The sequence below is a fragment of the Paraburkholderia sp. BCC1876 genome (assembly GCF_902833695.1).
Taxonomy (GTDB): Bacteria; Pseudomonadota; Gammaproteobacteria; order Burkholderiales; family Burkholderiaceae; genus Paraburkholderia.
In genome coordinates this window covers 1-11,884 of record NZ_CADFGI010000002.1, presented here as the reverse complement: position 1 = coordinate 11,884, position 11,884 = coordinate 1, and the positions used below count along the sequence as shown (strand labels likewise).

Genomic DNA, 11,884 nt, shown 5'->3' with positions numbered 1-11,884 from the left:
CCGTGTGAACTCCATCGGTAAAACGCACATCGACCCGGATCTCTTTAAACTGGATGTTTTCGGCGAGATTCCTGTGGCATCACCAACAAGGAGGAAGGCATGAATTATCGACGTCTGGGCCGCTCTGGCCTGCAAGTCAGCGAACTGTCCATCGGCTCGTGGGTCACCTACGGCAATCAGGTCGACCATGGCGCGGCGCGTGAATCGCTCGCGGCGGCGCGCGACGCCGGTGTCAATTTTTTCGATAACGCCGAGGTCTACGCGGGCGGCAAGTCGGAAGAAATCATGGGCCAGGCGCTCAAGGAACTGGCGTGGCCGCGCGTGAGCTACGTCGTGTCGACCAAATTCTTCTGGGGACTTTCGGAAGCGCCGAATCAATACCACACGCTGAACCGTAAATACCTGATGAACGCGATCGACGCTTCGCTCAAGCGTCTGCAGCTCGATTATGTCGATCTCGTGTTCTGTCATCGTCCTGACCCGAACACGCCCGTCGAGGAAACCGTCTGGGCCATGAGCGACATGATCACGCGCGGCAAGGCGCTGTACTGGGGCACGTCCGAATGGAGCGCCGACGAAATTCGCGCGGCCTACGACATCGCCGAGCGTCATCATCTGCACAAGCCGGTCATGGAGCAGCCGCAATACAACCTGTTTCATCGCAAACGCGTCGAACAGGAATACAAGCGGCTTTATGAGGACATCGGTCTTGGACTGACCACGTGGAGTCCGCTCGCGTCCGGTCTGTTGACCGGCAAATACCGCGACGGCGTGCCCGCCGATAGCCGCGCACAGTTGCAAGGCTACGACTGGTTGCGCAAGCAACTGACCGACTCGGGCAAGAACAATGTGGTCGGCAAACTCGGCGAAGTGGCCGACGAGCTGGACTGCACGATCGGTCAACTGGCAATCGCCTGGCTTCTGAAGAATCCGCATGTGAGCACGGTGATCACCGGTGCATCGCGGGTCGAACAGATCGGCGAGAACATGCAATCCGCCGAAGTGGCCACGCGAATCACGCCGGAGATCAAGCAGAAGATCGAAGACATTATCGGCGACGCGTACGACTGACCGGACTCGCGCCGTGCCGCGTAACATGGGGCTGGCTGCAGCGCGGCCCGTGTTACGCGGAACTCGCTGCAATGCGCGAAGTGCGGCGCGGCGTCGCGTACAATACGCGACCGCGCCTCGCATCGGCGCTCTATGCCCGCTGTGCAGCCATATTGCACCCGCATCGCCGGATCCGACCTCGGCCGGCACGCCTTCTTTCAGCGTCTCCTCATCATGCTTAGCTACCGCCACGCCTTTCACGCAGGCAATCACGCCGACGTCCTGAAACACGCCGTCGTGTTGCAGCTCTTGCGCTATCTCGGTCAGAAGGACAAAGCCTACTGGTATATCGACACGCATGCGGGCGCCGGCGTCTATTCGCTGAAGGAAGGCTACGCGGTCAAAACCGGCGAGTTCCAGACCGGCATCGCCAAACTGTGGGAGCGCAACGATCTGCCGCCGTTGCTCGCCGATTACGTCGACGAAGTGGCCGCGCTCAATCCGGACGGCCAACTGCGCTTCTACCCCGGTTCGCCCTACATTGCGTGGCGGCAGTTGCGCGAGCAGGACCGCATGCGTCTGTTCGAACTGCACACCACCGAAATCGACGTGCTGCGCCACAATTTCCGCGACGCGGGCCGCCGGGCCATGCTGTATGCCGGCGACGGCTTCGACGGCATCCTCGCGTTGCTGCCGCCGGCGCCGCGCCGTGCGCTGGTGCTGCTCGATCCGTCGTACGAGGACAAACGCGATTACACGCGCACGTTACGCTGCGTCGATGAGAGCCTGAAGCGCTTTCCGACCGGTACCTATGCGGTCTGGTATCCGCAGGTGCGGCGCCTTGAATCGCAGCGCTTTCCCGATCAACTGAAGAAGTTGCAGGAGCGTAACTGGCTGCACGTGAGCCTGACGGTGAGCAATCCGCCGGAAGATGGTTTTGGCCTGTTCGGTAGCGGCATGTTCATTCTGAACCCGCCGTATACGCTGGCCAAAACGCTTAAAGATCAGATGCCGTGGCTGGTTAAGGCGCTCGGTGAAGACAAGGCCGCGCAGTTCAAGGTCGAGTATCGCGGCGACTAAGGTGGCGCACTCACGCCCACCTTTGCGCGTTTGAAGTCGGCCAACGTCTTGATCTGATCCGCTTTCGATTTCAGTACCGCGACGACGATCTGTCGCGCACGGTAGCGCGCGAGCAAACGCAGCGACGCCGGCCAGGCACTGGCGGTGCGTCGCGACGTGTTACTGGAGATCTGGGCGAAAGGAAGCGACCAGGCGGAATATGCCGCCGACGCCTATTGCGATCGCGGCACGGGGCGCGGCTGCGGCCGTGGCGGCTGCGGTGTGTTTCCGCCCGTGGGCAACTGGATATACGGCGCGACGACGTAAGGCATCGACGAATTAGGCGCGAGCTCGGTGGGCGCCGCGATGGGCTGCGCTCCGACGATCGGCTGATGCGAGAGCGGCGCGGTCTGCAGTACGGTGCCGCTTTGGCCGTCGTTGATGCCGTTCTGCGAGTCGAGGATCAACGGCTTGCGCGTCGTGTTCGTGCTCGACGCGGCGTATGCCACCGGCGCGGTAAAAATCGTCGTCAGCGAGACCGCTGCGGCCACGGCGAAGATGAATTTGAGCGAACGGACGGAAGGCATAGGACGGACCGGTTGAATTTGAGAACGTCGGAGAAAAATCTAAAAACGTCTTACCTTACCGCGACGTCACTCGCCAGGCTAGTCGATATTCGCCAGGAACGGGCGTGGCGCGCGCCGCGTTGTGCGATTTTGCTGGGCCCAGATGTGACAAAGCCCCGTCAATACGGGGCTCAACACTGACTGCAGAGGCTGCGCTGCCGAGCGCTGCCGGTCCAACGTGACACGGATGAAACTTACAGCGAGTAGCCGTTGGTTTCGAGCGTGCGGATGCGTTGTTCCAACTGAACGATATCCGACGACGATGCCAGGTAGGCTTCACGACGGTTACGTTCTGCGGCTTCAAACCAGGTGCTCAGCTTTTCAAGAATGTATGCAAACATGATGTTCTCCAAGGATCAGATTGAATCCCCGGTGCACTGTTCATCAGGGATTTCCCCTAAAAGGGTTAACCCGGATTATAGCCCTATGGTGCAACCTTGCTAATGAAATGCCCGCATGACGTGCATTCCGCTTTGGAATGGTGCACGGTAACGGTGCAGCTAAGTCTTTGATTTATCTATGCTGACAGCCAGGATTTCCTGGAAGTCGATATCACCCCGAATTATTTTGCACTTTTTTAGTGCAAATACCACCCGGTTGCGATAAAACTCTGTCGCAGGTTGCACCTTCCGCCGTTCACGCATGATCAAACGCACCATCAGACGGGATGACAACCATGTCCCGACCGCAGATCGGTATCGGCGAGTCGCTCGATAATCGGGCAATCGGGCCGGTCGTCGCCGTGACAATGGTCCGCCAGATGCGCCAACGTGTCACGCATATCGGTGAGTTCGGCGATTCGGCGATCGAGTTCGGCTACATGTTCCAGCGCGATCGCCTTCACTTCGGCGCTCGCCCGCGAGCGGTCGTGCCACAGCGCCAGCAGCCGTCGAATGTCTTCGACCAGGAAACCGAGCCGGCGCGCCTGCCGGATAAAGCGTAGCGAGTGAACCTCCTGCGGACCGTATACGCGATAACCCGCGTTGGTACGCGCCTTCGCCATCAGCAGGCCGACGCTTTCGTAGTAGCGAATCATCTTCGCCGTGACGCCCGACGAGCGGGCCGCTTCACCGATATTCATCACTCTTCCCCCAAGGTTTGAATCGATCCTACACCTTCCCATGATGGGAGGGTCTAGCACTCAAGTGCGGATCGGCAGGCATAATTCAACTATCGCACTATCCATTTCCCCGAGACCCATCCCGATGACGATCGAATTTCAGGTAGAAGGCATGAGCTGCCAGCACTGTGTGGCAGCGGTGACGAATGCAATCCGCGAGCACGACGAAGCCGCGCAGGTTCAGGTGGATCTGGCATCGGGACGCGTTGTGGTCGAATCGGCGCAATCGGCGCAATCGGCTGACGCGCTGAAGGGCGCCATCGACGAAGCCGGCTACACGGTCAAAAGCGTGACCAGCGGCGCCGCAGGCGGCGGCGCGCTTCGCTAAGCGGGTTCACGTCATGTTCAAAGTTGCTGTCATTGGCGCCTCCGGGCTGCTCGGCCGCGCGCTCGTCGGCGAACTGGCGCAGCAGGCCGGCTGGCAAGTCGTCGCCACGACGTTCAGCCGCCCGGCGCCGAACGCCATCACACTGGATATTCGCGACGCCCACGCGGTCGAGCAATTCGTCGAGCGCGAAGCACCGGACGCGCTCGTGATTGCCGCCGCGGAACGTCGGCCGGACGTGTGCGAGCACGATCCGGCGCTGGCCCGCGCACTGAATGTCGACGCGGTTCGCACCCTGGCCGCCGCGGCAAACCGGCGCGGCGCCTGGACGCTGTCGATCTCCACCGACTACGTTTTCGACGGCGCCCACCCGCCCTATCGGCATGACGCCGCGCCTTCGCCGCTCAACGCCTATGGACGCAGCAAGCTCGAAGGCGAGCACGCACTGCTGGACACGACCGATCTCGGCTGCGTGCTGCGTTTGCCGCTGCTGTATGGGCCGATCGTCGGCTGGGCGGAATCGGCGGTGACGAGTCTCGTGCCGGCGATCGCCGCATCGGCATCGGCGTCGGCGGATGGCAAATCCGCGGTCATGGATGCCTGGGCGATCCGCTATCCAACCTTCACGCCGGATATCGCGTTCGTGATCCGGCAGATGCTCGAACGGCACGCGCGCGACGAAGCGATCCGCGGCATCGTGCAATGGTCGGGCGACGAACCGATGACCAAGTACGAAATCGCGATTCGTCTTGCCGAAGCATTACAGGTCGACGCGCGACTGACGCCGCAGCACACGCCGACCGATGCGACGCCGCGTCCGCATAACTGCCATCTGGCGTCGGATCGACTCGAAGCGCTTGGGATCGGCCGCCGTACGCCGTTCGATACGGCGATCCGGCAGGTGTTGGCGGCGTTTCCGTGGCGCGGTGATACGGCGGAATAAGTGTGTGTGGTGTGGGCATGAGCGCCTCAGGTGCCCGAGTGCCCGAGTGCCGAACCACCTAACCACCCACACCCGCAAACCGCAAAACCCCAAACCACCTCAATGAAAATCGCGACTCGCCGTGGCGAGTTCGCCGAGCCAATCGCTAAGATCCTCAAGACGATGGGCGACGAGATGAATCACCTCGCCCGTGTTTTTCCGCTTCCCCTTGCCGCCCGGCTTCCCATTCACCGTCTGCCCCGCCTTGCCGTTATCGCCACCAGTTGCGACACCATCGTCACGCTGCACGACGCCGTAAACCGCCAGCAACGACGCGCCCAGCAACACCTTGCGCTGCTTCTCCACCAGCGACGGCCAGACGATCACATTGACCGACCCCGTCTCGTCTTCGATGGAAACGAACACCGTCCCGTTCGCCGTGCCCGGCCGCTGCCGCACGGTGACGATGCCGCATGCCCGCGCCAGCGTGCCGTGCTGACACGCGGCAAGTTCGGCCGCCGCGCGAAAACGCTGCTGGGCAAGCCGCGGACGCAACAACGCGAGCGGATGACGATTGAGCGTGAGGCCAATGCTGGCGTAATCGTCGACGATCTCGCGGCTTTCGGCCGCCTGCGGCAACGCCAACGGCGCTTCGGCAATCGGTGCGTCGCGCAGCAGTTTCGGCACCGTGTGCTGCGCGGTCACGGCCCACCACGCTTCACGCCGATGACCCGCGATACTGACCAGCGCATTCGCCGCGGCGAGCGCTTCGAGATCGCGCCGCGTCAAGGCCGCGCGACGCGCCAGATCGTCGACGTCGGCAAACTGCGCGTCGCGGCGAGCCGCCATGATGCGTTCGGCGGCGCCCTGCGCCAGCCCCTTGATCAGATGCATGCCGATGCGCACAGCGGGACCGCGCGCGCCATACGTGTTCGACGCCTGAAACACGCGAGCCGTCATACGTTTGGCCGCGCGACGGATCGTCCGGCTTACCGTCAACCGCCGCAACGCCAGATCACGCAATTGCTGCGCGGATAGCACGGCGTACTGACGATGCAGACAGGTCTCGTCCGCTGAGATCCGCTGCCCTTCATGATCGCGCCGCTCGAACGTGGACTCCCAATCGCTCAGCGTCACATCGGGCGGCAACACCGGGACGCCATGACGCTTCGCATCCTGCACGAGTTGCGACGGCGAATAAAACCCCAACGGCTGGCTGTTCAGCAAGCCCGCCAGAAAAGCCGCCGGCTCATAACGCTTCAGCCACGCGCTGAGATAGACGAGCAACGCGAAACTCGCCGCATGGCTCTCCGGAAAACCGTACTCGCCGAAGCCCTCGATCTGCTTGCAGATGCGCTCGATAAACGCCGGCTCATAACCGCGTTCGAGCATGCGCTCGCTCAAATCCTTCTGATACTTTTCGATGTTGCCGCTGCGCCGCCACGCGGCCATCGCGCGACGTAACTGATCGGCCTGCTCGCCGGTATATTTCGCCGCGACCATCGCCAGATGCATGACCTGCTCCTGGAAAATCGGCACACCGAGCGTGCGTTCGAGCACCGGCCGCAATTCGTCCTTGGCGTAATCGACCGCTTCGAGACCTTGCTTGCGACGCAGATAAGGATGCACCATGCCGCCCTGAATCGGCCCGGGCCGCACGATCGCCACTTCGATCACGAGATCGTAGTATTTGTTCGGCTTCAAACGCGGCAACATGCTTTGCTGCGCGCGCGATTCGATCTGGAACACGCCGATCGTATCGGCGTGGCCGCACATCTCGTAGACGGCGCGATCCTCTCGCGGAATGTCCTGCATTCTGAAGCGCGGAAATCCACGTCTCAGCGCGACGAATTCCAACGCGCGCCGGATCGCCGACAACATGCCGAGCGCCAGCACGTCGACTTTCAGCAGCTTGAGCGCGTCGATGTCGTCCTTGTCCCACTCGATCACGCTGCGGTCTTTCATCGTCGCGTTTTCGATCGGCACGAGCCGCGATAGTTTGTCTTTCGCGATCACAAAGCCGCCGACGTGTTGCGACAGATGGCGCGGAAAACTACGCAACTCCCGGGTGAGACGAATCAGGTTCTGCGTGATGTGCGAGTTGGCGTCGAAGCCCGCTTCGGCCAGATATTTGGCGACCGCGTCCGTGCCGTCCCACCACTGCTGCGACTTGCTGATCCGTTCGATCAACGACGCCTCGAGACCCAGCGCCTTGCCGACGTCCTTCAGCGCACTGCGAGCGTGATACGTAATCAGCGACGCCGTCAACGCCGCGCGATGACGGCCGTACTTGGCATAGATATATTGAATCACCTCCTCGCGGCGCTGATGCTCGAAGTCGACGTCGATATCCGGCGGCTCGTTGCGTGCGCGCGAGATGAAGCGTTCGATCAGCATGTTCATCTGCACCGGATCGATTTCCGTCACATGCAAGCAGTAGCACACGATCGAATTCGCCGCCGATCCGCGCCCCTGGCACAGGATGTTTCTCGAGCGAGCGAAGCTCACGATATCGTGCACGGTGAGGAAATACTTTTCGTATTTCAGGTCGGCGATCAGCCCCAGTTCTTTCTCGATCTGACCGATTCGTTTCAGGTCCATCCCGTCGGGCCAGCGCTCCACCGCGCCGGCCATGACCAGCTTGCGCAGATAACTCGACGGCGATTCGCCGGCCGGCACCAGTTCTTCCGGATACTCGTATTTGAGTTCGTCGAGCGAGAAGCGGCAGAGCGCGGCGATCCGCAGCGTTTCTTCGAGCGTGTCGCGCGGATACAGTTTGCCGAGCCGCACGCGCGAGCGCATGTGCCGCTCGGCGTTCGCCTCGAGCGCGTGGCCGCAGGCCGAGAGCGGCGTAACGAGGCCGATCGCGGTCATGGTGTCCTGTAAAGGCTTGCGCGAGCGCGTATGCATCAGAACGCCGCCCGCCGCGACCAGCGGCAAACCACTCGCGCATGAAATCATCCGCAATGCGTCGATCTGCAGATCGTCGCTGCCGGTTTGCCAGAGTTCGAGCGCGATCCACGCACGCTGCGCCGCGAACGACGCGAGCCAATGCGCGCAACGCAGCGTATGAGCGAGCGTCGCCGTGCGTTGCGGCACGAGCATCAGAAGGCAGTCCGGCAACGCCTGCAGATGTTCCAGATGCGGCAACGAATCGGCGATGTCGGACGGGCCGAGGCGATAGCTGCCTTTGTCCGCGCGTGAGCGGGCCAGCGTGATCAGTTCGGAAAGATTACCGTAGCCGTTGCGGTTGGTTGCGAGCGCAACCAGCGTGCAGAAGGGCTTGCCGGTGTCGTCGGTCAGATTGAGCTCGCTGCCGATGATCAGGTGAGGGATGGGTTTTGATTCGTGGGATTCTGTCAGTTGACGTTCGTGCTCCTGCTCGATTTCTTTTAACGCCGTGTGCGCACGTACGACACCCGCCAACGAGCATTCGTCGGTAATGGCGAGTGCACTGTAGCCACACGACATGGCCTGCTCCACGAGTTCGTGCGGATGCGATGCGCCACGCAGAAACGAGAAGTTCGTCAGGCAATGCAACTCCGCATACGCCGGCAAGTTGGCCGCGAGCGCGTGCTCAATGGGCGATGATGGTTGCGAGTTCGTCATGATGTTCAGCCGAACAATCCGTGCAAATACCATTCGCCGCTAATGCGTTCACGGTATACCCAGAACATGTGACCACGATCGTCGGCTGCGACGTAGTAATCCCGCTCGACACGATTGCCGTCCCACCACCCAGCTTCAATTCGCTCGGTACGTGTCAGCATTTTTAACGGCCGACGATAGATCGGCCGCTGGTCACGCATCATCAGACGCAGCGGTTTGTCGAGCATCCAGAGCGGGCGAGGTTGAGAAGGTAATGCGCTGTCGGGCAGGTCGAGGGGGATTTGCGCGGAGGGTGGGAAGTTGTTGGCGGTGTTGGGGCTTGCGTGGATTGCTTGCGCTTCCTGCGCTGCCGCATCACCTGCTTGCTCGTCTTCCGCGGCGGCACGCCGCAACTCATCGGTCAGCCACGTCTTATCCGCTTTGCCTTTTCCCCTCGCCTTCGCCGGCGAACGCTTCTTGCGTGAAAACGCCTGCGCCTCGTACGCCTCCACACGCATTGCCCGCTCCGGACGATGATCGTCCCGCACCGACATCTGCAACACGTTCTCCGGCCCCAACCGCGCACTCAAGCGTTCGAGCAGACGCGCAATCGACTCGCCATCTGACTCGGGCATCGGAAACAAGGTGTCCGATTGCCCCGCATAGTCACCGATCTGATCCGCAACCAGTTTCAACTCGATAACCGGCGCCACCAGAACGGTCTGATTCAATTTCTCCCGCAACAACCAGATCAAATGCTCGGCATCCCGCGACGGTATCGCCCAGGCGACTCGCAAACTCGATGTCTTCGGCGCATGACGAGACGCCAATTCATGCTCGAGAAGCAAGGTATAAGCGCTGAGCGCCGCGTGATGCGCGCTCAGCCACCCGGCCAGTTGCACAATCAGTCGACGTGCGGCAAACAGCAATGCATCGGCATTCTCGACCCGCGACGGCAATTCCAGTTGTGCATGAAACGACGCCGGCGCACGAAACGACTCACGCGGATCGGCCCGCGTGCCATACGCCTGCGCGAGCAGATCCAGTATCCCGCTGCCGAAACGCCGCACGACGCCCGACCTCGGCAATTGACGCAAATCGGCCAGCGTACTGCAGCCGACATGCGCGAATGCATCGCGATGCGCCTGCGTGACTGGCAGCAGCGATACGGATAAACCGTCGAGGACGCGCGCGAGCGACGTCTCCTTTATCACATGCCAGCGACGCCCCTGCCTGCTGGCCTTCGCCTTCGCCTGCGCCAGCAGCCACGCGCCCCAGGCAGTCGGCGCGCAGGCGATACGCGCGGTGTAGCCGAATTCCGCCACCGTCGCGGACACTCGCGACAACAACATGCGCAAACCGCCGAACAGCCTCAAACCGGAGCCCACTTCCAGCAGAAGCGTGTGCGCGTCGGCGAGCGAAACTTTCGGCGTGTAGGTCAGCAAAGCGAGCGCGATCGCTTCGAATGCCTGCGTTTCGCGGGGGACATCGGCGGCGAGCAGTTTCAGACCCGGCGCCAACGCCAATGCATAGGATCGCGAATGACCTACTTGCACACCGGCGCGCAAGGCATCGAAATCCTGCAGCAGGATGTGCGCATGATCGGCCAGCGCATAGCAACGCCCCTCGGTGACGTCTTCGCCACTTCGAGGTGCGCGGGCCTCGTCGCTTGGTTCACACTGATTCGGCTTCGCGGGCGAACCATCCGGGAACGGCGCGGGCTTCACCGCTTCCAGCGACAAGAGCGGCAATGTGACTGCGATCCACAACATGTTTGATCTCTCGTCCTTGATGGACGTCGACTCGGTTTTGCGGCAACAACGCGCTCTGTAAAGGCAAAATGAGACGCAGAGGCTCAGCTAGCGGAGGCCCGCGGCGCTTGAAGATATCGATCGACACACCGATCTCCTGCAACCACTGCCGACGGTTGATCGTCTGTGCATTGGCCGGCAAGAGCGGCGCGCAGATCATGCGTAACGGTGCTGGTGACGACTGCGCGGCCATCTCGACAGGGCGGATCAAAAATGCCAGCGACGACGATTCCTGAGCCGCCACCTGCAAGCGTCGGACCTTATCGGCGCGGGCATTCGGCAGCCATACCAGGACCGCGCCGATGCCATCCTGCTTCAATGCCTGAGTGGCGGCCCACAGCGCCTGATCGTCGCTAGCGCGTACCCATAAGACCCGCTCGACATCGATCCCCCAAGCCCCGAGTGCCGCGGCACAAAGCTGATACGGCGGCGCCACGAACAGCACGTGCCGTTCGGCCTGCCTGGTCAGTTGATGAAGCGCGTGGGACAACAGACGCACCTCCCCCACGCCACCGTGTTCGATCAATAACTCAGTTAAACCGCCTGCAGACCAGCCTTGTCCGGGTAGCAATTGATCCAGTTCGGCATAGCCGCTGGAAATCACACGCGAGTCCGCTGTGGCAAGCTCATTGCCCTGCCATATCTGACGCGACAATTGCGATGACAAGGCGGTGGTTGCAAGCCGAATCGCTGCTGCCATAGACACGCTCTTTTTCAATAGGGAATGCTCCGCCCTGCCCAGCATCAAGCAGGCACGGGGGTGATGCGTTTCACTGTATATTTATACAGTATTCTGAGATGGATGTTAAGGCTGGGATGCGCCCCGAAGTGCGTAAGGAAGACGCTTTAAGGATGAAGTTTTGTTTGGCTTGACCAGCAGTTGCACCGTGCCCCACTGTGGACGATCACCGAGGCGAGCGAACGGCTGGATCGCTTTACAGCAGGCATGACCTATCAGACGCCAGCGCGAAAGCGCGCCTGAGCGGACTGGAAGGGAAACTGGTCCGCTGCGCCCGGGTGACGCAGCGTATCGGGAAGGTGCACGTGGGCGCAGACGGGGACGTCGGAGTTGGCGCCGACTGGAGCGGGCGAGCGATGTGGACACGTAACGAACCGGCGGGGATTGAGACGCCGTTTGAGCCTGTCAGGAGACAATGTGACGGATTACCTGCCCGCGCTACGCGTTGACGGCAGGTATATCTGCGATTTTCCCTGCCGTAAACGACAGAAACCCCACCTTTTAGGGTGGGGTTTCTGTTTTCTGCTAGGGAGCCTGACGATTACCTACTTTCACACGGGCAATCCGCACTATCATCGGCGTGGAGTCGTTTCACGGTCCTGTTCGGGATGGGAAGGGGTGGTACCGACTCGCTATGGTCATCA

The 11,884-nt window shown here is 61.5% G+C and carries 10 protein-coding genes and 1 rRNA gene; 4 read left to right on the top strand and 7 right to left on the bottom strand.

The genetic code is table 11. The features are described from left to right. The first annotated feature begins 99 nt into the window (after positions 1 to 99). Together HWY05_RS06535 and rlmJ are read left to right on the top strand one after the other, a co-directional pair. Positions 100 to 1,071, top strand: coding sequence for an aldo/keto reductase (locus HWY05_RS06535; protein WP_035551665.1), 972 nt, complete (start codon positions 100 to 102; stop codon positions 1,069 to 1,071). Positions 1,072 to 1,284: 213 nt separating this feature from the next. After that, the gene (rlmJ, locus tag HWY05_RS06530; protein ID WP_176057824.1) at positions 1,285 to 2,130 is read left to right on the top strand and encodes a 23S rRNA (adenine(2030)-N(6))-methyltransferase RlmJ; all 846 of its coding nucleotides are present in this window, start codon (positions 1,285 to 1,287) and stop codon (positions 2,128 to 2,130) included. 212 nt (positions 2,131 to 2,342) lie between these two features. Here rlmJ and HWY05_RS06525 read toward each other — a convergent pair whose 3' ends face one another. The 3 genes from HWY05_RS06525 to cueR all read right to left on the bottom strand — a co-directional run bounded on the left by HWY05_RS06525 (position 2,343) and on the right by cueR (position 3,816). Further along, positions 2,343 to 2,696, bottom strand: a complete 354-nt coding sequence (locus tag HWY05_RS06525; RefSeq protein ID WP_035551668.1) for a hypothetical protein — start codon at positions 2,694 to 2,696, stop codon at positions 2,343 to 2,345. Positions 2,697 to 2,929: 233 nt separating this feature from the next. Then, on the bottom strand, positions 2,930 to 3,076 hold the full coding sequence (locus HWY05_RS06520; RefSeq protein WP_081935903.1) for a DUF3563 family protein: 147 nt from the start codon (positions 3,074 to 3,076) through the stop codon (positions 2,930 to 2,932). 317 nt (positions 3,077 to 3,393) lie between these two features. Then, a complete protein-coding gene (cueR, locus tag HWY05_RS06515; RefSeq protein ID WP_176057823.1) occupies positions 3,394 to 3,816 on the bottom strand; it encodes a Cu(I)-responsive transcriptional regulator in 423 nt (140 codons plus the stop codon). 124 nt (positions 3,817 to 3,940) lie between these two features. Here cueR and HWY05_RS06510 point away from each other — a divergent pair, with 124 nt between their 5' ends. Beyond that, entirely contained in the window at positions 3,941 to 4,183 is a 243-nt protein-coding gene (locus tag HWY05_RS06510) for a heavy-metal-associated domain-containing protein (protein ID WP_176057822.1), read from the top strand. 13 nt (positions 4,184 to 4,196) lie between these two features. Continuing rightward, a complete protein-coding gene (locus HWY05_RS06505) occupies positions 4,197 to 5,123 on the top strand; it encodes an SDR family oxidoreductase (protein ID WP_176057821.1) in 927 nt (308 codons plus the stop codon). A gap of 99 nt (positions 5,124 to 5,222) precedes the next feature. Here HWY05_RS06505 and HWY05_RS06500 read toward each other — a convergent pair whose 3' ends face one another. From HWY05_RS06500 to rrf, 4 genes are all read right to left on the bottom strand, one after another. Next, a complete protein-coding gene (locus tag HWY05_RS06500; protein WP_176057820.1) occupies positions 5,223 to 8,711 on the bottom strand; it encodes an error-prone DNA polymerase in 3,489 nt (1,162 codons plus the stop codon). A gap of 5 nt (positions 8,712 to 8,716) precedes the next feature. Next, positions 8,717 to 10,462 carry a DNA polymerase Y family protein gene (locus HWY05_RS06495; protein ID WP_176057819.1) on the bottom strand — a complete coding sequence of 582 codons (1,746 nt, stop codon included), beginning with the start codon at positions 10,460 to 10,462 and terminating at the stop codon, positions 8,717 to 8,719. Then, positions 10,365 to 11,201 (bottom strand): translesion DNA synthesis-associated protein ImuA, encoded by an 837-nt coding sequence (gene imuA, locus HWY05_RS06490; RefSeq protein ID WP_035562036.1) that lies wholly within the window; start codon positions 11,199 to 11,201, stop codon positions 10,365 to 10,367. Before imuA ends, HWY05_RS06495 begins: the two co-directional genes overlap by 98 nt. A 571-nt stretch (positions 11,202 to 11,772) precedes the next feature. Further along, positions 11,773 to 11,884: ribosomal RNA gene (gene rrf, locus HWY05_RS06485) — 5S ribosomal RNA — on the bottom strand; the annotation flags it as partial.